This is a genomic window from Pseudomonas sp. P179 (assembly GCF_000478485.2).
Lineage (GTDB): Bacteria > Pseudomonadota > Gammaproteobacteria > Pseudomonadales > Pseudomonadaceae > Pseudomonas > Pseudomonas aeruginosa.
The window spans coordinates 967,344-987,442 of the sequence record NZ_KI517354.1 but is presented as its reverse complement, the minus strand read 5'-3'; the positions used below and the strand labels follow the sequence as shown (position 1 = coordinate 987,442).

The window sequence follows — 20,099 nt, the reverse complement described above, 5'->3', positions numbered from 1 at the left end:
GAGGCCCGTGATCGGATTCGAGATTTTCCTGGCCATCGGCATGTTCACCGCCATCGTCCTGGGCCTGGTGGCGATCATCCTGGTCGCCCGCGCCAAGCTGGTGTCGAGTGGCGACGTGACCATCCAGATCAACGGCGAGCACAGCCTGACCGTGCCGGCCGGCGGCAAGCTGCTGCAAACCCTGGCGGCGAACAACGTGTTCCTGTCTTCCGCCTGCGGCGGCGGCGGCACCTGCGCGCAGTGCAAATGCGTGGTGGTCGAGGGCGGCGGCGAGATGCTGCCCACCGAGGAGTCGCACTTCACCCGGCGCCAGGCGAAGGAAGGCTGGCGCCTGTCGTGCCAGACGCCGGTCAAGCAGGATATGCAGATCCGCGTGCCTGAAGAGGTCTTCGGGGTGAAGAAATGGGAGTGCACGGTGGAGTCCAACCCCAACGTCGCCACCTTCATCAAGGAACTCACCCTGCGCCTGCCGGACGGCGAGAGCGTGGACTTTCGTGCCGGCGGCTACGTGCAGCTGGAATGCCCGCCGCACGTGGTCGAGTACAAGGACTTCGATATCCAGCCGGAATATCGCGGCGACTGGGACAAGTTCAACATGTGGCGCTACGTGTCGAAGGTCGACGAGACGGTGATCCGCGCCTACTCGATGGCCAACTACCCGGAAGAGAAGGGCGTGGTCAAGTTCAACATCCGCATCGCCTCGCCGCCGCCGGGCAGCGACCTGCCGCCGGGGCAGATGTCGTCCTGGGTGTTCAACCTCAAGCCGGGCGACAAGGTCACCGTGTACGGGCCGTTCGGCGAGTTCTTCGCCAAGGACACCGAGGCCGAGATGGTCTTCATCGGCGGCGGCGCCGGCATGGCGCCGATGCGTTCGCACATCTTCGACCAGTTGCGCCGGCTCAAGTCGAACCGCAAGATCAGCTTCTGGTACGGCGCGCGCTCGCTGCGCGAGGCCTTCTATACCGAGGAGTACGACCAGCTGCAGGCGGAGAACCCCAACTTCCAGTGGCACCTGGCGCTGTCCGACCCGCAGCCGGAGGACAACTGGACCGGCCTGACCGGTTTCATCCACAACGTGCTGTTCGAGAACTACCTGAAGGACCACCCGGCGCCCGAGGACTGCGAGTTCTACATGTGCGGCCCGCCGATGATGAATGCCGCGGTGATCAAGATGCTCACCGACCTGGGCGTGGAGCGCGAGAATATCCTGCTGGACGATTTCGGTGGCTGAGCGTTTCCGTCCGCTTGCCATGGCCGGACTGGCAGCGCTGGCGCTGGTCCTGGCCGGTTGCGGCGACACCCTGGAAAGCTTCGGCGGCCCGACCATGGGCAGCACCTATTCGATCAAGTACGTGCGCGGCGCCTCGGCGCCCGACGTCCAGACGGCGAAAGCCGCGGTGGAGGCGATCCTCGCCGAGGTCGACCGGCAGATGTCCACCTACCGCGACGACTCCCTGGTCTCGCGTTTCAATGCGCTGCCGGCGCAGTCCTGCATGGAGCTGCCGCCACCGATGCTGGAGTTGCTGCGCTACGGCGGCGAGCTGTCGGAGCAGAGCCAGGGCGCCTTCGACATGACCGTCGAGCCGCTGATGAACCTCTGGGGTTTCGGTCCGCAGGCGCGGGTGGAGAAGGTTCCCAGCGCCGAGCAGATCGCCGCGGCGCGCCGTGACGTCGGCCATCGACACCTGCGCATCGACGGCCAGCGCCTGTGCAAGGACGCCGCCGTACAGCTGGACTTCGACAGCATCGCCGCTGGCTATACGGTGGACGCGGTAGGCGAACGCCTGAAGGAGCTTGGCGTGCGCAGCTACCTGGCGGAAATCACCGGCGAGTTGAAAGCCGAAGGGCGCAAGCCGGACGGCACGCCCTGGCGCATCGCTATCGAAGCGCCGCGCGAGGGCCAGCGGGTCGCCCAGCAGGTACTGGCGCTGGACGGCTACGGCGTCTCGACCTCGGGCGATTACCGCAACTATTTCGAAGAGAACGGCCAGCGCTATTCGCACACCTTCGACCCGCGCACCGGCGCGCCGATCGACCATCACCTGGCTTCGGTCACGGTGATCGATCCGTCGACGCGCAACGCCGACGGCCTGTCGACCCTGCTGATGGTGCTCGGTCCGGAGGAGGGCTACCGTTTCGCCGAGAAGCACCGACTGGCGGCGCTGTTCGTCAGTCGCCAGGGCAACGGTTTCGACAGCCGCACCACGCCACGCTACGAGCAACTGTTCGGCAACCAAGGAGAACGTCCATGACCTGGCTACTGGTCTTCGTCATCATGCTGCTGGTGGTCTTCGGCATGTCCATCGGCGTCATCATGGGCCGCAAGCCGATCGCCGGTTCCTGCGGCGGCATCGCCAACCTGGGGATCGAGAAGGAATGCTCGATCTGCGGCGGCGACCGGCAGAAATGCGAGGAAGCCAACCGCGACGAATCTGTAGTGCCCGGAAAACTCGCCTACGACGCGACCAAACGCTAATGTGCGACATTTCGCACAGGGCGTAACATATGCCCGCCTCGAGGTCGGACCGAGCCTTGCCCGGCGAATGCCGTCGTTCGCACCGACCCGATGATCGAATCGATCCGCCGCGCACATGTTGTGCAGCGGCTTTGCCGGAGGCGCCAGTGGGCGCCTCGGCCTGTTCTGAGGAGTACGCATGGCTGTCTACAACTACGACGTGGTGATTTTGGGCACGGGTCCGGCGGGCGAAGGGGCGGCGATGAACGCCTCCAAGTACGGACGCAAGCTGGCGGTAGTCGACAGCCGTCGCGTGGTCGGAGGCAACTGCACGCACCTCGGCACCATTCCTTCCAAGGCCCTGCGCCACTCGGTGAAGCAGATCATCGAGTTCAACACCAACCCGATGTTCCGCCAGATCGGCGAGCCGCGCTGGTTCTCCTTCCCCGACGTGCTGAAGAGCGCCGACCGGGTGATCTCCAAGCAGGTCGCTTCGCGTACCGGCTACTACGCGCGCAATCGCATCGACATGTTCACCGGCACCGCCAGCTTCGTCGACGAACGCACCGTCGAAGTGGTGACGCCGAGCGGCGCGGTGGAGCGCCTGGTCGCCGACCAGTTCGTGATCGCCACCGGCTCGCGCCCGTATCGTCCTTCGGACATCAATTTCAACCACCCGCGGGTCTACGACAGCGACACCATCCTGTCCCTGAGCCACACCCCGCGCCGGCTGATCATCTACGGAGCCGGGGTGATCGGCTGCGAATACGCGTCGATCTTCAGCGGCCTGGGCGTGCTGGTGGACCTGATCGATACGCGCGACCAGTTGCTCAGCTTCCTCGATGACGAGATTTCCGATGCGCTGAGCTACCACCTGCGCAACAACAACGTGCTGATCCGCCACAACGAGGAGTACGAGCGCGTCGAGGGGCTGGACAACGGTGTCATCCTGCACCTGAAGTCGGGCAAGAAGATCAAGGCGGACGCGCTGCTCTGGTGCAACGGCCGGACCGGCAACACCGACAAGCTCGGCCTGGAGAACGTCGGCATCAAGGTCAACAGCCGTGGCCAGATCGAGGTGGACGAGAACTACCGCACTTCGGTGAGCAACATCTTCGCCGCCGGCGACGTGATCGGCTGGCCGAGCCTGGCCAGCGCTGCCTACGACCAGGGCCGCTCGGCCGCCGGCAACATCGTCGAGAGCGACAGCTGGCGCTTCGTCAACGATGTGCCGACCGGCATCTACACCATTCCGGAGATCAGCTCGATCGGCAAGAACGAAAGCGAACTGACCGCGGCGAAGATTCCCTACGAAGTGGGCAAGGCGTTCTTCAAGGGCATGGCCCGGGCGCAGATTTCCAACGAGCCGGTGGGCATGCTGAAGATCCTGTTCCATCGCGAGACCCTGGAGATTCTCGGCGTGCACTGCTTCGGCGACCAGGCTTCGGAAATCGTCCACATCGGTCAGGCGATCATGAACCAGCCGGGCGAGCTGAATACCCTGAAGTACTTCGTCAACACCACCTTCAACTACCCGACCATGGCGGAAGCCTATCGGGTAGCGGCGTTCGACGGCCTCAACCGGCTTTTTTGAAGGACTCCGGCCGGCGGCCTGAGCCGGCCGGAGGGGATGTGCTCAGCGATTCCCGAGGGTGGCGCTGGCCAAACCGGGAAAGTCTGTGATCAGGCTGTCCACGCCGAAGTCGGCGAGCCGGCGCATCAGCGCCGGTTCGTTGACCGTCCACACCGAGACGTGAAGCCCCTGGCGCTGGGCCTTGAGCAGGCGTTCCGGGGTGCATAGGGTCCAGTTCAGGGCGAGCAGGGCACAGCCATAGTGCTGGGCGACCTTCAGCGGGTCGAGCCAGGCGTATTCGGCGACCAGCCCGCGCGACAGCTCTGGGGTCAGTTCGTTGAGGGCCTTGAGCACGGTCCGCGAACCGCTGGTGACGGTGACCTTGTCGCGGTTGCCGAAGCGCTCGGTCAGCTCCCTGATCCGCGTTACCGTCCGCGCCGCGCGTTCGCGCGAGGCGCTCTTCACTTCCAGCTGCCAGTGCTCGAACGGGCACTTCTCGAACAGCTCCTCCAGCCGCGGGATCGGCGTCGGCCGTACCCAGCCGGGGCCGCCCTTGCGCGCGTCGTAGGTGGCCAGGGTGGCCGCGTCGTGTTCGGCGACCTTGCCGCGGCGGCCGGTGGTGCGCTTCAGGGTCGGGTCGTGGATCACCATCAGTTCGCCGTCGCGGGACAGGTGCAGGTCCAGTTCGCAACGGTTGACGCGATGCTCCAGGCAGCGCTGGAAGCTGGCCAGGGTGTTTTCCGGCGCTTCGCCCTTGGCGCCGCGATGTCCATAGATGAGAGTCACTGTGGCTCCTTGTTCGAGGGTTGCGCGGGATTCCGCGGCCGATGATGGCGAACGCTGTCGAGCACCCGGCCGCTTTCGAAATATACCGAGAAGTCGCGGTAATCCCAGCGCACGATGGGCGGCTGGCCGACCGCGGGATGTTCCTCGTCGGCCAGGCCGAAGCGTTGCAGCACGGCTTCGCGGCTTTCGCCGTGCGCGGGCAGGGCGACCCGGGTATCGCCCTGGGCGCCCAGCGGAATGCTCAGGGTGTCGGCGAACAGCGGCGGGGCGAGGAGGAGGGAGCACAGCAGTAGCGAACGGAGCATCGGCACATCTCAGGTCGAAGAAGGTTTCAGGTCGAAGAAGGTTGGCCCGGCTCGCCGAGCGGGCCCTGTCCGGCCCGTGCCAGGCGGCGCTGCTGGGCCTGCTTCTGGAGGATATGCCGGGCCAGCAACTGGCGCTGTGCGTCGCTCAACGCTTCGAACTCGGTGCCGATCTCGAATTCGTCGTCGTGTGGCTGGGCGTGGATTACCCGGGCCCGCAGTTCGAGGCCGAACCCCTGCGGCAACAGGACCATGCGCAGGACGAGCAACTGGCCGACCGGCAATGCGCGGTCGTGGCGGAAGCTGACTCCCCCCTCGGACAGGCTGACCTTGCGCGGTTCGCCGATCTCCTTGAGCAGGCTCTGCACCATGACCTGGCCAAGCAGGTCGATGCGCTTGTTCATCACCTTCAGGTAGTTGGCCAGCGTGCGGTCGCGTTCGCTGATGTGGCGCAGAAGGTGCTGCGACTCGTAATCCATCAGGTGGAGGTCGCTGAGCAGGCTGAACAGGGTGGCCCCCGGCTCGCTCTCCAGGCCGTCTTCGACGGCCCCGGCAGGGCGAAATTCCAGTGCGAGGGTATCTTCGATACGGTAGTATTCGCGGCGGTCATCCGCGTCACGAGTGGACATGGCGAACCCACGGCGGCAGTGATGGTCAGAGTGTAAGGCCGCCGGCGATGCCTCGCCACTTCGCCATCCCGACGCATCCATTTTCTGCCAGCTAAGGGCGACATGTTCAGACCCCTGTCCGTTTTCATCGGCACGCGCTATACGCGGGCCAAACGTCGCAGCCATTTCGTCTCCTTCATTTCGCTGACCTCGATGATCGGCCTGGCACTGGGCGTGCTGGTGATGATCGTGGTGCTCTCGGTGATGAACGGCTTCGATCGCGAAATGCGTACCCGCATCCTCGGCATGGTGCCGCAGGCCACCGTCGAGTCGTACCAGCCCATCGATGACTGGCGCGCCCTGGCCGAGAAGGTCAAGGCCCACGAGCATGTCACCGCGGTAGCGCCGTTCACCCAGATGCAGGGCATGCTCAGCGCCAATGGCGCGGTGCAGACGGTGATGGTCGATGCGGTCGATCCGCTGGAAGAGGCCAAGGTCTCGATCATTCCCGATTTCTTCAAGCAGGGCTCGCTGGCGGAACTCAAGGCCGGCGGCTTCGGCATCGTCATCGGCCAACTGGCGGCGCAGAAGCTCGGCGTCGGCATCGGCGACAAGGTCACCCTGATCCTCCCCGAGGTGGCGGTCACCCCGGCCGGGGTGTTCCCGCGGATGAAGCGTTTCACCGTGGTCGGCACCTTCCGCGTCGGCGCCGGCGAACTGGATGGCGGCCTGTCGCTGATCCACCTGGAAGACGCCGCGCGCCTGCAGCGCTGGAAGACCAACCAGGTACAGGGGCTGCGCCTGAAGCTCGACGACCTGTTCCAGGCGCCGCGGGTGGCCTGGGAGATCGCCCGGACCCTGACCGACAATGACTTCTACGCCCGCGACTGGACGCGCAGCCACGGCAACCTGTACCAGGCCATCCGCATGGAAAAGACCATGATCGGCCTGTTGCTGCTGCTGATCGTCGCGGTCGCCGCGTTCAACATCATTTCCACCCTGGTGATGGTGGTCACCGACAAGAAGTCGGACATCGCCATCCTTCGTACCCTCGGCGCCACTCCGGGGCAGATCATGGCTACCTTCATGGTCCAGGGCACGGTGATCGGGGTGATCGGCACGCTGGTCGGCGGGGTCCTCGGGGTGGTCGCGGCACTCAACGTCAGCGCCTGGATTTCCGCCCTGGAAAAGCTGCTGGGCCACCAGTTCCTCGCGTCCGACGTGTACTTCATCGATTACCTGCCGTCGCAACTGATGCTCGACGATGTCGTGCTGGTCTGCGGCGCGGCCCTGGTCCTCAGCTTCTTCGCCACTTTGTATCCAGCCTGGCGTGCGGCGCGCACCCAGCCTGCGGAGGCTTTGCGTTATGAATGACAAGTCGGTGCTGAGTTGCCGCAACCTGAGCAAGAGCTACGACGAGGGGCCGCAATCGGTGCAGGTGCTGTCCGGCGTCGAGTTGAACCTGCTGCCTGGGGAGCGGGTGGCTATCGTCGGCAGCTCCGGTTCGGGCAAGAGCACCTTGCTGAACATGCTCGGCGGCCTGGACACGCCCTCCGCCGGCAGCGTCTGGCTCGCCGGCGAGGAACTCTCGGCGCTGAACGAGACGGCCCGCGGGCTGCTGCGCAACCGCGCGCTGGGCTTCGTCTACCAGTTCCACCACCTGTTGCCGGAGTTCACCGCCCTGGAGAACGTCTGCATGCCGCTGTTGATCGGCCGCACGCCGATCGCGGAAGCCCGCCAGCGGGCGGCCGAGCTGCTGGAGCGGGTCGGGCTGGGGCATCGCCTGTCGCACAAGCCGGCCGAGCTGTCCGGCGGCGAGCGCCAGCGGGTGGCGATCGCCCGCGCGCTGGTCAACCGTCCGCAGCTGGTACTGCTCGACGAGCCCACCGGCAACCTCGACCAGCATACCGCCCAGGGTATCCAGGAGCTGATGCTGGAACTGAGCCGTTCGTTGCAGACCTCGTTCCTGGTGGTAACCCACGATCTCCAGCTGGCCGGGCACATGGATCGCATCCTGCGCCTGGAAGAAGGCCGACTGATCGCCGCGTAGCGGGGCGACGGCGTGCCCGCCGTCCGCTCCCGTCCGGCGAATCCCCCATCGACTCGGTGCATCCGCGACATGTTCAGACCGTTACCGTTCTTCATAGGCCTGCGCTACACCCGCGCCAAACGCCGCAACCACTACATCTCGTTCATCTCGCTGACCTCGATGATCGGCCTGGCGCTGGGCGTGCTGGCGATGATCATCGTGCTCTCGGTGATGAACGGCTTCCAGAAGGAAATGCGCACGCGGATCCTCGGCATGGTGCCGCATGCCACCATCAGCGCGGCGCAGCCGCTGGACGACTGGCAGACCGTCGCCAACGCGGCGCTGCGGCACCGCGAGGTGGTCGGCGCGGCGCCGTTCGCCGAACTGCAGGGCATGCTGTCGTACAAGGGCAATATGCTGCCGGTGCTGGTCAACGGCATCGACCCGCAGGAGGAGCGCAAGGTTTCCATCGTCGGTGAGCACATCGTCCAGGGCAGCCTGGACGACCTCAAGCCTGGCGAGTTCGGCATCGTCCTCGGCGAGATCACCGCGCGGCGCTTCCATGTCAATGTCGGCGACAAGCTGACCCTGATCGTCCCGGAAGCCACCAGCGCGCCGGGCGGCATCACTCCGCGCATGCAGCGCTTCACCATCGTCGCCCTGTTCAAGGTCGGTGCCGAACTGGACAACTCGCTGGCGCTGATCGACATCGCCGATGCCGGCCAGTTGCTGCGCCTGCAACCGGGCCAGGTGCCGAGCGTGCGCCTGGAGCTGAAGGATCTCTACCAGTCGCCGCAGGTCGCCGCCAAGGTGGTCAAGGAGTTGGGGCAGGGCTTCAGGTCCAGCGACTGGACCAGGACCCAGGGCAGCCTGTTCAACGCGATGAAGATGGAAAAGACCATGATCGGCCTGCTCCTGCTGCTGATCATCGCGGTCGCCGCCTTCAACATCATCGCCACCCTGATCATGGTGGTCGCCGACAAGCGCACCGACATCGCGATTCTTCGTACCCTCGGCGCCACGCCGCGGCAGATCATGGCGATCTTCATGGTCCAGGGCACCGTCATCGGCGTGATCGGGACGGTCATCGGCGGGGTACTCGGGGTGTTCGCGGCGTTGAACATCACCGGGATGATCGACCGCATCGAACGGTTGGTCGGACACAAGGTCTTCAGCTCGGATGTGTACTTCATCAACTACCTGCCTTCCGATCTGCAGGTGCTGGACGTGGTGCTGATCTGCAGCGCTGCATTGCTGATGAGCTTCCTCGCCACCCTGTACCCATCCTGGCGCGCGGCGCGGACACAACCGGCCGAGTCGCTGCGCTACGAGTGAGCGAGAAGGCCTGCGCCAGTCCCAGCACGGGGCGGACAAGGCCCACGAAAAAGCCGCCTTCGAGGCGGCTTTTTCATGTCCGGCGGATCACTTCGCGGCGACCCGTTCGCGACGTTGCCGGCAGCGTCGGCTCCAACTGCGCTGCACCCACCAGCGCCAGTAGAGCATCGTCAGCGCGTAGCCGAGGATGGCGGCGATGATGCCGCACACCACCGAACCGAGCAGGAAGGGCTGCCAGAGGCTGGACAGCTCCTGGCTGATCCATTCCCAAGTGAGATGGTCCGGCAGGGTGCGCGGCGGCACCTGCATCAACCAGGCGCCCAGCTTGTAGGTGCAATAGAAGACCGGGGGCATCGTGATCGGATTGGTCAGCCAGACCAATCCGACGGAGATTGGCAGATTGCTCCGAATCCACACCGCCAGACCGGCCGCCAGCAGCATCTGCATCGGCATCGGGATGAAGGCGGCGAACAGCCCGGCGGCCATGGCGCGCGATACCGAGTGGCGATTGAGATGCCAAAGGTTGGGATCGTGCGTCAACTTGCCGAGAAAGCGCAGCGACTTCTGCGAGCGGATGCTTTCCGGATCGGGCATGTAGCGCTTGAACAGGCGACGCGGCATGTGGGCTCTCGGTGGATATAGGCTTGCGTATTATGCCAAGCAAGATGACAGGATTTCGTTGCCCATTGTATGACCCCATGTGACATGTCGGGGAGCGGAGGGCACGCCACGGGGATGGGAGGAACCGTTCATGCGCCTGGGATTGCCAGCCCTCGCCGCGGGGCTGCTGGCCCTGCGCTTCCTGGCGGAATTGCCGTCGGTCGGCTGGCTGCTGGGCATGGCCGCCGCCGGACTGTTGCTGCTGTTCGGCCGGCTGTACTGGCTGGGGTTGTTCCTGCTCGGGTTCGCCTGGGCCTGCGGCTCGGCGCAAGTCGCCCTGGACGGACGCCTGGCCGCCGAGCTGGATGGTCGCACCCTTTGGCTGGAGGGGCGTGTGGTCGATCTGCCGGCGAGCGGCGAGGGCGTCACGCGCTTCCGGCTGGAGGAGGTCAGCGCTGCGCGGGGCGTGCTTCTTCCCGAGCGTCTGCGCCTGAGCTGGCGCGGCGCGCCGCCGCTGATGGGCGGCGAACGCTGGCGCCTGGCGGTGACCCTGAAACGCCCCCGCGGCCTGGTGAACGCGGCGGGGTTCGACTACGAGGCCTGGTTGTTGGCGCAGCGGGTCGGTGCCGTGGGCACGGTGAAGGCGGGCCAACGCCTGCAGCCGGCCAGCGGCCTGGATGCCTGGCGCGACGCCTGGCGCCAACGCCTGCTGGCGGTCGACGCACAGGGGCGCGGCGCCGCCCTGGCGGCGCTGGTGCTGGGGGATGGCTCGGGATTGAGCGCGGCCGAGTGGCGCATGTTCCAGGACACCGGCACCGTGCATCTGATGGTCATCTCCGGTTCGCATATCTCGTTGCTGGCGGGGATGCTCTATGGCCTGGTGGCGGCCTTGCATCGCCTGGGCTGCTGGCCGCGGCGCCTGCCCTGGCTGCCCTGTGCCTGCGCCCTGGGTTTGCTTGGTGCCTGGAGCTACGGGTTGATGGCGGGTTTCGAGGTCCCGGTACGGCGCGCCTGCCTGATGGTCAGCCTGGCGCTGGTCTGGCGCCTGCGTTTCCGCCACCTGGGCTTGCTGGCCCCGCTGTTGGGAACGCTGGTGCTGGTCTTGCTGGTCGAGCCGCTGGCCAGCCTGCAGGCGGGGTTCTGGCTGTCGTTCCTGGCGGTTGCCCTGCTGCTCTGGCTGTTCGCCGGGCGCCTTGGGCGCTGGCGCTGGTGGGCGGCCTGGGGGCGGGCGCAGTGGGGGATGGCGCTGGGGCTGGCGATGCCGCTGCTGGCGCTGGGCCTGCCGTTGAGCCTGAGCGGAGCGCTGGCCAACCTGCTGGCGGTGCCTTGGATCGAACTGCTGGTAGTGCCCCCGGCCCTGGCGGGGAGCCTGCTGCTGTGGGTGCCCGGGCTGGGCGAGGGGCTGCTTCGCGCCGCTGGCGTTTCGCTGGACCTGCTGTTTCGTGCGCTTGGCCTGCTGGCAGGCCTGGCCGAGGCCTGGCAGCCACCCGCCGCAGCGGCCTGGAGCGTAGCGCTGGGCATGCTCGGCGCGCTCTGCTGGCTGGCGCCGGCTGGCTTGCCGTTGCGTGCCCTCGGTGCCGCGTTGCTACTGCCGGCATTGTTGCCGTCATCGCCGCCTGTCGAATGGGGGCGGGCGGAAGTGAGGGTGCTGGACGTCGGCCAGGGGCTGGCCGTGCTGGTGCGTACCCGGGAGCATGCCTTGCTCTATGACAGCGGTGCGCGGCAGGGGGCGTTCGACATGGGCGAGCGGGTGGTGGTGCCGGTGCTGCGCAGTCTGGACCTGCGGCGCCTGGACGGCCTGTTGCTGAGTCATGCCGACAACGACCATGCAGGCGGTGCTCCTACGGTCGCTTCCCGATTCCCGCCGGGTTGGCTGGTCAGCGGCGAACCCGCGCGCCTGCCTTCGCCGTTGTTCGCGGACAGCTGCGACGAGCGGAGCTGGTCCTGGGATGGCGTGGTTTTCGAACAGTGGGCATGGGCGCAGGCCGGCGACAGCAACGACCGCTCCTGTGTGCTGAGGGTCGAGGCCGATGGCGAAGTCCTGCTGCTGACCGGGGACATCTCGCGTGCGGCCGAGCATGCCTGGCTGGCGCGACAGGCCGATCCCCGGGTCGACTGGTTGCTGGCGCCGCATCATGGCAGCCGCAGTTCCTCCGGAGTCGCCTTCGTGTTGCGTACGCGACCTCGCCATGTGCTGGTCTCGCGAGGTTGGCGCAACGCCTTCGGCCATCCCCATGGCGAAGTGATGGAGCGTTACGCGAGGGTCGCCGCGCAGGTCCACGACACGGCACGCGACGGTGCCCTGACGTTTCTCCTCGGAAGCCGTGGCGGCGCACGCCGGGAGCGTGATTCGGCGCACTTCTGGCGGGAAAAATGAGAACCGTGGCGGTCGGCGGAAAAGGGTCGCTGTGCTAGAGTGGCGCCACTTTTTTTTCGGGGATATGCCACTGTGTGGGAACTGGTTCAAGCCGGCGGCTGGATGATGCTGCCGATCATTCTGAGTTCGATCGCCGCCACCGCCATCGTCGCGGAGCGCCTGTGGACGCTGCGCAAGAGCCGCGTCGCGCCGCCCGAGCTGCTCGGCCAGGTGTGGAAGCAGATCAAGGGCAAGCAACTGAGCGCCCAGAAGCTCAAGGACCTGCGCGCCAACTCGCCGCTGGGAGAGATCCTCGCCGCCGGTCTGGCCAACTCCAAGCACGGTCGCGAGATCATGAAGGAGTGCATCGAGGAGGCTGCTTCCGGTGTCATCCACGAGCTGGAGCGCTACCTCAACGCCCTCGGCACCATCGCCGCGATGGCGCCGCTGCTGGGCCTGCTGGGTACGGTGTTCGGCATGATCCAGATCTTCGGCGCCTTCATGGACAACGGCATGGCCAACTCGCCGATGCTCGCCGCGGGCATCTCCAAGGCATTGATCACCACCGCCGCCGGCCTGCTGGTGGCGATTCCGGCGGTGTTCTTCCATCGCTACCTGCTGCGGCGGGTCGACGAACTGGTGATCGCCATGGAGCAGGAGGCCATCAAGCTGGTGGAAGTGGTGCAGGGCGATCGTGAAGTCGACTACGTCGAGGAAGGCAAAGCGTGAAATTCCGCCGCAGACGGGCGGGTGCCGCCCGTGAAGACGTCTTCATCAACCTGGCGTCGCTGATCGACGTGATCTTCGTCCTGCTGCTGTTCTTCGTGGTCAGTACCACCTTCACCCGCCCCGAGCAGCTCAACATCGAGCTGCCATCGGCGGAGAGCGGCGAAACCGCCGGCACCGAGCAGAAGCAACTGGAACTCTCGGTGGATGCCGAGGGGCACTACGCCTTGAACGGGCAGGCGCTGGCCAAGAGCGACCTGGCCACCCTGATGGCGGCGATGCAGCGTGAATCGGCGGGCGACAACAACCTGCCGGTGGTGATCAGCGCCGATGCCAAGTCCACCCACCAGTCGGTGGTCACGGCGATGGACGCAGCGGGCAAGCTGGGCTTCGTCCACCTGCGCATCACCACGGTCGAGAACACGGCGGCCAAGCCCTGATGTCGTTCTCCGAGCGACTGCTCGCCGCCTGGTACCAGGGGCATCCGGCGCTGGCGCTGCTGCGTCCGCTGGAGGCTCTCTATCGTCGGGTGGCGAACGGCCGCCGGGCGGACTTCCTGTCCGGGCGCAAGCCCGCCTACCGGGCACCGCTGCCGGTGCTGGTGGTAGGCAACATCACCGTCGGCGGAACCGGCAAGACGCCGATGATCCTCTGGATGATCGAGCACTGCAGGGCTCGCGGCTTGCGGGTTGGCGTGATCAGCCGCGGCTATGGTGCCCGGCCGCCCACCACGCCGTGGCGGGTGCGGGCCGAGCAGGACGCCGCGGAGGCCGGCGACGAACCGCTGATGATCGTCCGGCGCAGCGGCGTGCCGCTGATGATCGACCCGGATCGTCCGCGCGCCCTGCAGGCGCTGCTCGCCGAAGAGCAGTTGGACCTGGTCCTCTGCGACGATGGCTTGCAGCACTATCGCCTGGCGCGCGATCTGGAACTGGTGCTGATCGATGCCGCGCGCGGTCTCGGCAATGGTCGTTGCCTGCCGGCCGGTCCGTTGCGCGAACCGGCGGAGCGTCTGGAAAGCGTCGACGCGCTGCTTTACAACGGCGCCGACGAGGATCCTGACGGCGGTTACGCATTCCGCTTGCAGCCTACTGCGCTGATCAACCTGCAGAGCGGCGAGCGCCGACCGCTGGAGCATTTTCCCGCGGGCCAGGAGGTCCATGCCCTGGCCGGGATCGGCAATCCGCAGCGTTTCTTCAGGACGCTCGAGGCGCTACACTGGCGGGCGATTCCGCATGCCTTCCCGGATCACGCGACCTACACGGCGGCCGAACTGGCGTTCAGCCCGCCGCTGCCGCTGCTGATGACCGAGAAGGATGCCGTTAAATGCCGGGCTTTCGCAGCGGCCGACTGGTGGTACCTGGCGGTCGATGCGGTGCCTTCCCCAGCATTCGTCGCCTGGTTCGACGCCCGACTCGAGCATCTCCTGGCGCGCTGACCGGCGGCCGTGCCGCCATTGTATGAAGGACTCCGCCATGGACCCGAAACTCCTCGATATCCTTGCCTGCCCGTTGACCAAGGGCCCGCTGGTGCTCAGCGAAGACAAGACCGAACTGATCAGCAAGCAGGCCGGCCTGGCCTATCCGATCCGCGACGGCATCCCGGTGATGCTGGAGAGCGAGGCTCGCTCCCTGAACGTGGACGAGCGGCTGGACAAGTAATGACCCAGGCGTTCACTGTCGTCATTCCCGCCCGCTACGCCTCCACTCGCCTGCCCGGCAAGCCATTGCAGGATATCGCCGGCCAGCCAATGATCCAGCGCGTCTGGAACCAGGCCCGCAAGAGCGCCGCCAGCCGCGTGGTCGTCGCCACCGACGACGAACGCATCCTGGCGGCGTGCCAGGGGTTCGGCGCCGAGGCGCTGCTGACGCGTGCCGAGCACAACTCCGGCACCGATCGCCTGGAGGAAGTCGCTTCCCGGCTCGGCCTGGCCAGCGATGCCATCGTGGTCAACGTCCAGGGCGACGAACCGCTGATCCCCCCGGCGCTCATCGACCAGGTGGCGGCCAACCTGGCGGCGCACCCGGAAGCTGCCATCGCTACCCTGGCCGAGCCGATCCATGAGGTCTCCGCGCTGTTCAATCCGAACGTGGTCAAGGTCGCCACCGACATCGACGGCCTGGCCCTGACTTTCAGTCGTGCGCCCTTGCCCTGGGCTCGCGACGCCTTCGCCCGCGATCGCGACAGCCTGCCGGAGGGCGTGCCCTATCGTCGCCACATCGGCATCTACGCCTATCGCGTGGGTTTCCTTGCCGATTTCGTCGCCTGGGGACCGTGCTGGCTGGAGAACGCCGAAAGCCTCGAGCAATTGCGCGCGCTCTGGCACGGGGTGCGAATCCATGTGGCCGATGCCCGCGAAACCATGCTTCCGGGCGTGGATACGCCGGAAGACCTCGAACGCGTTCGCCGCGTGCTGGGGGGCTGATGCGCGTCCTGTTCGTCTGCCTGGGCAACATCTGCCGGTCGCCCACCGCCGAAGGCGTGTTCCGGCGCAAGGTCGAGGAGGCCGGTCTGGCCTCCCGTATCCATGTCGATTCCGCCGGCACCGCCGGCTGGCATGTCGGCAAGGCGCCCGACCAGCGCACCCGCCTGGCCGCGCAAAGGCGTGGCTACGACCTGTCGGCACTGCGTGGACGCCAGGTCGGCATCGAGGATTTCTCCCGCCATGACCTGATCCTGGCCATGGACCTGTCCAACCTGGCTGACCTCGAGACCCTGCGTGCCGGGCGCGGTGCCGCCGAACTGGATCTGTTCCTGCGTCGCTACGGATCCGAGCGGGACGAAGTGCCCGATCCCTACTATGGCGGCGAAGAAGGCTTCGAGCAGGTCCTCGACCTGATCGAACATGCCTGCGACCGTCTGTTGATCGAAGCCAAGGGGCGACTGTGAGCCTGGAACTGCAAGAGCATTGCTCGCTGAAGCCCTATAACACCTTCGGCATCGACGTGCGCGCCCGCCTGCTGGCCCACGCCCGGGACGAGGCTGATGTGCGCGAGGCCCTGGCCCTGGCTCGGGAGCGTGGATTGCCGCTGCTGGTGATCGGTGGTGGCAGCAACCTGCTGCTGACCCGTGACGTCGAGGCGCTGGTTTTGCGCATGGCCAGCCAGGGGCGGCGAATTGTTTCCGATGCCGCGGATTCGGTGTTGGTCGAGGCGGAGGCGGGCGAGGCCTGGGACCCATTCGTGCAATGGAGCCTGGAGCGGGGCCTGGCCGGTCTGGAAAATCTCAGCCTGATTCCCGGTACCGTGGGTGCGGCGCCGATGCAGAACATCGGCGCCTATGGCGTGGAGCTGAAGGATGTCTTCGACAGCCTGACGGCGCTGGATCGCCAGGATGGAACCCTGCGTGAGTTCGATCGCCAGGCCTGCCGTTTCGGCTACCGCGACAGCCTGTTCAAGCAGGAGCCTGATCGCTGGCTGATCCTCCGCGTGCGCCTGCGCCTGACACGGCGGGAGAGGCTGCACCTGGACTACGGGCCGGTACGCCAGCGCCTGGAGGAGGAGGGCATCGCCAGTCCGACGGCCAGGGACGTAAGCCGGGTAATCTGCGCCATTCGCCGGGAAAAGCTGCCCGACCCCGCCGTATTGGGCAATGCCGGTAGCTTCTTCAAGAACCCGCTGGTGGATGCGACGCAGGCCGAGCGCTTGCGTCAGGCCTTCCCGGATCTGGTCGGCTATCCGCAGGCGGACGGTCGGTTGAAGCTGGCCGCAGGCTGGCTCATCGACAAGGGCGGCTGGAAGGGCTTTCGCGATGGCCCGGTGGGGGTACACGCGCAGCAGGCGCTGGTCCTGGTCAACCATGGCGGTGCCACCGGTGCCCAGGTCCGGGCATTGGCGGAGCGTATCCAGGAGGACGTCCGTCGGCGTTTCGGCGTCGAATTGGAGCCTGAACCCAATCTCTACTGAGGGTGCGGCTGGAGAATGAAAAAGGGATGCCGGCGGCATCCCTTTTTCATTGTGCGTGTTCGGCGGCTCTGGTCACGACGGGCGGTATGCCGGAGTGCCGCGGAATGGCGCGCAAAAAAAGGGGATGCCATGGCATCCCCTTTTTTCAGTCTGTCACTCAGGCATGCGGGCGCGAGGTTTCGCTTTCCTCGGCCTTTTTCGCGTGCTCCGTGTCGGTGGCGTCTTCGCCGGAAGCTTCAGGCTCGGCCTGTACCGCTTCCTGGGCTTCGTCCGCCTGGGACGGAACGTCGGCCTGGGCGATTTCTTCAGCCTGGGGGGCAGCAGGTTCCTCCTGGGCCGACGCTTCCTCGCTCGCTATAGCCGGGACCTCCTCGACGGCGGGAGCGGCCTGAGCTGCCGCTTCGGCTGCTGCTGCGGCTTCGCGTGCCAGACGCTCGGCTTCGCGTTGCAGGCGACGTTTTTCCCGTGGGTCGTTGAGGGCACGGCCGGTCGCGTTGGCCGGCACCGCCGCGATGGCCGGGGTCGGCTCCTCGGTGGTTGCGGGCTCGCTAGGGGCTGCTGCTTCGACGGGCACCGGGGCGGCAACTTCTTCGGCCGCTTCCGTTGCCGGTTGCACGGCGCTCTCGGCGTCTTCGCGGCTTTCCACGCTTTCGCTGGCGAAGGGAGCTTCTTCAGTGGCTTGCGCGACCAGCAGGGTGCTCTGGTCGGCTTCGTCCCGGACCACGCTGACGGTCACCGGCGCTTCGATGTCGGCGGTTTCGCCGGCATTGGCCTCGCTGGCCGCGCCCTGGGTTTCGACGGCTTCGCTGGTCGGCGCGTCGGTTTCATCGCTTGCCGTGGTTTCGCTGGCAGCCTCGCTGGTAGTGGCCGGGGCTTGCTCCACGTTTGCTTCTACGGCTTCGCTGGCGACAGCGATACCGGCAGCAGCGGCGGCTGCGACGGTGTTCAGCGGCGCGGCGGCGTTATCGGTCGCCTCGCTGCCTTCCAGCTCACCGCTGACCTCGCGCTGGCGTTCGCGGCGGTTGCTGCGACGACGCTGGCCGCGGGAGCGGCGGCGCGGGCGCTCGCCATCGGTATCGTCCTGCTCGTCCTGCTCCAGGCTCTCGTCGTTCGGCAGCGCCTCGGCTTCCAGGGCCGCGGCGTCGCGAGCCTGGCGATCCTCGCGCGGCTGGCGCTCTTCGCGGGTCGGGCGCTCGGCGCGTTCTTCACGGCCTTCGCGGGGTTGGCGCTCTTCGCGAGCCGGGCGTTCGGCGCGCTCTTCGCGGCGGCGTTCGCTGCGTTCCTCGCGACCTTCGCGGCCTTCGCGCGGCTGGCGTTCTTCGCGGGGCGTCCGCTCGGCGCGCTCTTCACGGCCTTCGCGCGGCTGGCGCTCCTCGCGAGCCGGGCGCTCGGCGCGCTCTTCGCGGCGGCGTTCGCTGCGCTCTTCGCGGTTCGGGCGTTCGGCGCGCTCTTCGCGCGGTTGGCGCTCTGCGCGTTCCTCGCGGGGCTTGCGCTCTTCGTCGCGGCGATTGCCATCGCGGCCATCGCGGCGGCGGTTCTGCTGGCGGCCGTTGCGACGCTCGTCCTGGCGGGTTTGGCGCTCGGCAGCCGGCTTGCTGGTTTCAGCAGGCTTGGCGGCAGGTTGATCCTTGCCTGCGAACAGGCCGACCAGGGACTTCACCAGGCCCTGGAACAGGCTCGGCTCGGGCATCGGCTTGGCCGGCTCGACCGGTGCTTCGGTGTGTTGCGGTGCGGGCTGCTGGGGAGCGACGGTCTTGACTGCTGCTTCCTGGCGGACCAGGGTGCGGGTCGAGCTGACCGGCTGGGCTTCTTCGTGCTCGACGGTGGCCATTTCGTAGCTGGTCTGGCCGGCAACCAGTTCGGGGCTGTCATCGCGCAGACGCTGGACTTCGAAATGCGGGGTTTCCAGATGATCGTCCGGCAGGATGAAGATGCGCGCGCGGGTACGCAGTTCGATCTTGGTGATGGCGTTGCGCTTCTCGTTGAGCAGGAAGGCGGCGACCTGGAAGGGCACGCGGGCGCGGACTTCCGCGGTGCGGTCCTTCAGGGCTTCTTCCTCGATCAGGCGCAGGATGGCCAGCGACAGCGACTCGACATCGCGGATGATGCCCTGGCCGTTGCAGCGCGGGCAGACGATGCCGCTGGTCTCGCCGAGGGACGGACGCAGGCGCTGGCGGGACATTTCCAGCAGGCCGAAGCGCGAGATGCGACCGACCTGGACGCGCGCGCGGTCGGCCTCGAGGGCTTCGCGGACACGCTCCTCCACGGCGCGCTGGTTCTTCGCCGGGGTCATGTCGATGAAGTCGATGACGATCAGGCCGCCGATGTCACGCAGGCGCAGCTGGCGGGCGATTTCCTCGGCCGCTTCCAGGTTGGTCTGCAGGGCGGTTTCCTCGATGTCGCCGCCCTTGGTGGCGCGCGCCGAGTTGATGTCGATGGAAACCAGGGCCTCGGTCGGGTCGATGACGATGGAGCCGCCGGACGGCAGCTTCACTTCACGCTGGAAGGCGGTCTCGATCTGGCTCTCGATCTGGAAGCGATTGAACAGCGGAACGCTGTCCTGGTACAGCTTCACCTTGCTGGCGTACTGCGGCATCACCTGGCGGATGAAGTTCAGGGCTTCTTCCTGGGCGTCGATGCTGTCGATCAGCACTTCGCCGATGTCCTGGCGCAGGTAGTCGCGGATGGCGCGGATGATGACGTTGCTTTCCTGGTAGATCAGGAAGGGCGCGCCACGTTCGCCGGACGCTTCCTTGATCGCGCTCCACAGTTGCAGCAGGTAGTCGAGGTCCCACTGCAGTTCCTCGGTGCTGCGGCCGAGGCCGGCGGTGCGCACGATCAGGCCCATGTCGGCCGGTGCGTTGAGGCCGTTCAGGGCCTCGCGCAGCTCGTTGCGTTCTTCGCCTTCGATACGGCGGGAGATGCCGCCGGCGCGCGGGTTGTTCGGCATCAGCACCAGGTAACGGCCGGCCAGGCTGATGAAGGTGGTCAGGGCGGCGCCCTTGTTGCCGCGCTCTTCCTTCTCGACCTGGACGATGACTTCCTGGCCTTCGCTCAGGACTTCCTTGATGTTGATCCGGCCTTCGGGGGATTTCTTGAAGTATTCGCGGGAGATTTCTTTGAGGGGGAGGAAGCCGTGGCGTTCGGCGCCGAAGTCGACGAAGGCGGCTTCGAGGCTGGGTTCGACGCGAGTGATGCGGCCTTTGTAGATGTTGGCCTTCTTCTGCTCGCGGGCGCCCGACTCGATGTCGAGGTCGAACAGGCGTTGGCCGTCGACCAGTGCAACACGCAACTCCTCGGGTTGAGTCGCGTTGATCAGCATTCTTTTCATGTAGTACCAATGGTTTCCGGGGCTACCGGAAACGGCGATCGGCACACACGACTCTCACGGTCGGTGCTCGGGCGCGTATTCAGGAATGGCGGG

At 66.6% G+C, this 20,099-nt stretch carries 20 protein-coding genes; 15 read left to right on the top strand and 5 right to left on the bottom strand.

What is annotated here, in order from left to right; all coding sequences use genetic code 11:
- The first annotated feature begins 7 nt into the window (after positions 1–7).
- From nqrF to sthA, 4 genes are all read left to right on the top strand, one after another.
- Positions 8–1,231, top strand: a complete 1,224-nt coding sequence (nqrF, locus tag HMPREF1224_RS17275) for an NADH:ubiquinone reductase (Na(+)-transporting) subunit F (RefSeq protein ID WP_003113984.1) — start codon at positions 8–10, stop codon at positions 1,229–1,231.
- Entirely contained in the window at positions 1,224–2,252 is a 1,029-nt protein-coding gene (locus HMPREF1224_RS17270) for an FAD:protein FMN transferase (protein ID WP_003143661.1), read from the top strand. Before nqrF ends, HMPREF1224_RS17270 begins: the two co-directional genes overlap by 8 nt.
- Positions 2,249–2,476, top strand: a complete 228-nt coding sequence (gene nqrM / locus HMPREF1224_RS17265; RefSeq protein WP_003091178.1) for a (Na+)-NQR maturation NqrM — start codon at positions 2,249–2,251, stop codon at positions 2,474–2,476. Before HMPREF1224_RS17270 ends, nqrM begins: the two co-directional genes overlap by 4 nt.
- 178 nt (positions 2,477–2,654) lie before the next feature.
- Positions 2,655–4,049: a Si-specific NAD(P)(+) transhydrogenase gene (gene sthA, locus HMPREF1224_RS17260; RefSeq protein WP_003091177.1), complete on the top strand. Its 1,395-nt coding sequence runs from the start codon at positions 2,655–2,657 to the stop codon at positions 4,047–4,049.
- 42 nt (positions 4,050–4,091) lie between these two features.
- Here the strand turns inward: sthA and HMPREF1224_RS17255 are convergent, their stop codons facing one another.
- Genes HMPREF1224_RS17255 through HMPREF1224_RS17245 form a run of 3 tightly spaced genes read right to left on the bottom strand, consistent with a single transcriptional unit; the run spans position 4,092 to position 5,745 of the window.
- Positions 4,092–4,814, bottom strand: a complete 723-nt coding sequence (locus tag HMPREF1224_RS17255; RefSeq protein WP_010793196.1) for a glycerophosphodiester phosphodiesterase — start codon at positions 4,812–4,814, stop codon at positions 4,092–4,094.
- Positions 4,811–5,119 (bottom strand): hypothetical protein, encoded by a 309-nt coding sequence (locus HMPREF1224_RS17250; RefSeq protein WP_003105194.1) that lies wholly within the window; start codon positions 5,117–5,119, stop codon positions 4,811–4,813. Before HMPREF1224_RS17250 ends, HMPREF1224_RS17255 begins: the two co-directional genes overlap by 4 nt.
- 26 nt (positions 5,120–5,145) lie before the next feature.
- Positions 5,146–5,745, bottom strand: a complete 600-nt coding sequence (locus tag HMPREF1224_RS17245) for a PilZ domain-containing protein (RefSeq protein ID WP_003105196.1) — start codon at positions 5,743–5,745, stop codon at positions 5,146–5,148.
- 102 nt (positions 5,746–5,847) lie between these two features.
- Between HMPREF1224_RS17245 and HMPREF1224_RS17240 the strand changes: the two genes are divergently transcribed.
- The 3 genes from HMPREF1224_RS17240 to HMPREF1224_RS17230 all read left to right on the top strand — a co-directional run bounded on the left by HMPREF1224_RS17240 (position 5,848) and on the right by HMPREF1224_RS17230 (position 9,088).
- Positions 5,848–7,098, top strand: coding sequence for a lipoprotein-releasing ABC transporter permease subunit (locus HMPREF1224_RS17240; RefSeq protein ID WP_003091170.1), 1,251 nt, complete (start codon positions 5,848–5,850; stop codon positions 7,096–7,098).
- Positions 7,091–7,774 (top strand): lipoprotein-releasing ABC transporter ATP-binding protein LolD, encoded by a 684-nt coding sequence (gene lolD, locus HMPREF1224_RS17235; RefSeq protein WP_003091168.1) that lies wholly within the window; start codon positions 7,091–7,093, stop codon positions 7,772–7,774. The genes HMPREF1224_RS17240 and lolD overlap by 8 nt, the downstream gene beginning before the upstream one ends.
- A gap of 69 nt (positions 7,775–7,843) precedes the next feature.
- Positions 7,844–9,088, top strand: coding sequence for a lipoprotein-releasing ABC transporter permease subunit (locus HMPREF1224_RS17230; RefSeq protein ID WP_003113987.1), 1,245 nt, complete (start codon positions 7,844–7,846; stop codon positions 9,086–9,088).
- An 87-nt stretch (positions 9,089–9,175) separates the two neighbouring features.
- On the opposite strand, the gene HMPREF1224_RS17225 is transcribed toward HMPREF1224_RS17230, so the two are convergent.
- Positions 9,176–9,709 carry a DUF2062 domain-containing protein gene (locus tag HMPREF1224_RS17225; protein ID WP_003091165.1) on the bottom strand — a complete coding sequence of 178 codons (534 nt, stop codon included), beginning with the start codon at positions 9,707–9,709 and terminating at the stop codon, positions 9,176–9,178.
- A gap of 130 nt (positions 9,710–9,839) precedes the next feature.
- Here HMPREF1224_RS17225 and HMPREF1224_RS17220 point away from each other — a divergent pair, with 130 nt between their 5' ends.
- The 8 genes from HMPREF1224_RS17220 (at position 9,840) to murB (ending at position 16,675) form a co-directional block, all read left to right on the top strand.
- Complete coding sequence (locus HMPREF1224_RS17220) at positions 9,840–12,065, top strand: DNA internalization-related competence protein ComEC/Rec2 (protein ID WP_010793195.1); 2,226 nt, start codon at positions 9,840–9,842, stop codon at positions 12,063–12,065.
- Positions 12,066–12,137: 72 nt separating this feature from the next.
- On the top strand, positions 12,138–12,773 hold the full coding sequence (locus HMPREF1224_RS17215; RefSeq protein WP_003091163.1) for a MotA/TolQ/ExbB proton channel family protein: 636 nt from the start codon (positions 12,138–12,140) through the stop codon (positions 12,771–12,773).
- On the top strand, positions 12,770–13,210 hold the full coding sequence (locus tag HMPREF1224_RS17210) for an ExbD/TolR family protein (protein ID WP_003091161.1): 441 nt from the start codon (positions 12,770–12,772) through the stop codon (positions 13,208–13,210). The genes HMPREF1224_RS17215 and HMPREF1224_RS17210 overlap by 4 nt, the downstream gene beginning before the upstream one ends.
- On the top strand, positions 13,210–14,208 hold the full coding sequence (lpxK, locus tag HMPREF1224_RS17205) for a tetraacyldisaccharide 4'-kinase (protein ID WP_003091159.1): 999 nt from the start codon (positions 13,210–13,212) through the stop codon (positions 14,206–14,208). The genes HMPREF1224_RS17210 and lpxK overlap by 1 nt, the downstream gene beginning before the upstream one ends.
- 37 nt (positions 14,209–14,245) lie before the next feature.
- Positions 14,246–14,431: a Trm112 family protein gene (locus HMPREF1224_RS17200; RefSeq protein WP_003091157.1), complete on the top strand. Its 186-nt coding sequence runs from the start codon at positions 14,246–14,248 to the stop codon at positions 14,429–14,431.
- Complete coding sequence (gene kdsB, locus HMPREF1224_RS17195; RefSeq protein WP_003091155.1) at positions 14,431–15,195, top strand: 3-deoxy-manno-octulosonate cytidylyltransferase; 765 nt, start codon at positions 14,431–14,433, stop codon at positions 15,193–15,195. Before HMPREF1224_RS17200 ends, kdsB begins: the two co-directional genes overlap by 1 nt.
- Positions 15,195–15,659, top strand: coding sequence for a low molecular weight protein-tyrosine-phosphatase (locus tag HMPREF1224_RS17190; protein ID WP_003106924.1), 465 nt, complete (start codon positions 15,195–15,197; stop codon positions 15,657–15,659). Before kdsB ends, HMPREF1224_RS17190 begins: the two co-directional genes overlap by 1 nt.
- Positions 15,656–16,675, top strand: a complete 1,020-nt coding sequence (gene murB / locus HMPREF1224_RS17185) for a UDP-N-acetylmuramate dehydrogenase (protein WP_003106928.1) — start codon at positions 15,656–15,658, stop codon at positions 16,673–16,675. Before HMPREF1224_RS17190 ends, murB begins: the two co-directional genes overlap by 4 nt.
- Before the next feature lie 157 nt (positions 16,676–16,832).
- Here the strand turns inward: murB and rne are convergent, their stop codons facing one another.
- A complete protein-coding gene (gene rne, locus HMPREF1224_RS17180; protein ID WP_010793194.1) occupies positions 16,833–20,006 on the bottom strand; it encodes a ribonuclease E in 3,174 nt (1,057 codons plus the stop codon).
- Positions 20,007–20,099: the final 93 nt, after the last annotated feature.

Coding starts and splice junctions, on each gene's coding strand:
- HMPREF1224_RS17230 (WP_003113987.1), top strand. CDS start 7,844: ATGTTCAGACCGTTACCGTTCTTCATAGGCCTGCGCTACACCCGCGCC.
- lpxK (WP_003091159.1), top strand. CDS start 13,210: ATGTCGTTCTCCGAGCGACTGCTCGCCGCCTGGTACCAGGGGCATCCG.
- HMPREF1224_RS17250 (WP_003105194.1), bottom strand. CDS start 5,119: ATGCTCCGTTCGCTACTGCTGTGCTCCCTCCTCCTCGCCCCGCCGCTG.
- HMPREF1224_RS17245 (WP_003105196.1), bottom strand. CDS start 5,745: ATGTCCACTCGTGACGCGGATGACCGCCGCGAATACTACCGTATCGAA.
- HMPREF1224_RS17220 (WP_010793195.1), top strand. CDS start 9,840: ATGCGCCTGGGATTGCCAGCCCTCGCCGCGGGGCTGCTGGCCCTGCGC.
- HMPREF1224_RS17225 (WP_003091165.1), bottom strand. CDS start 9,709: ATGCCGCGTCGCCTGTTCAAGCGCTACATGCCCGATCCGGAAAGCATC.
- kdsB (WP_003091155.1), top strand. CDS start 14,431: ATGACCCAGGCGTTCACTGTCGTCATTCCCGCCCGCTACGCCTCCACT.
- sthA (WP_003091177.1), top strand. CDS start 2,655: ATGGCTGTCTACAACTACGACGTGGTGATTTTGGGCACGGGTCCGGCG.
- HMPREF1224_RS17200 (WP_003091157.1), top strand. CDS start 14,246: ATGGACCCGAAACTCCTCGATATCCTTGCCTGCCCGTTGACCAAGGGC.
- HMPREF1224_RS17190 (WP_003106924.1), top strand. CDS start 15,195: ATGCGCGTCCTGTTCGTCTGCCTGGGCAACATCTGCCGGTCGCCCACC.
- nqrM (WP_003091178.1), top strand. CDS start 2,249: ATGACCTGGCTACTGGTCTTCGTCATCATGCTGCTGGTGGTCTTCGGC.
- HMPREF1224_RS17240 (WP_003091170.1), top strand. CDS start 5,848: ATGTTCAGACCCCTGTCCGTTTTCATCGGCACGCGCTATACGCGGGCC.
- lolD (WP_003091168.1), top strand. CDS start 7,091: ATGAATGACAAGTCGGTGCTGAGTTGCCGCAACCTGAGCAAGAGCTAC.
- rne (WP_010793194.1), bottom strand. CDS start 20,006: ATGAAAAGAATGCTGATCAACGCGACTCAACCCGAGGAGTTGCGTGTT.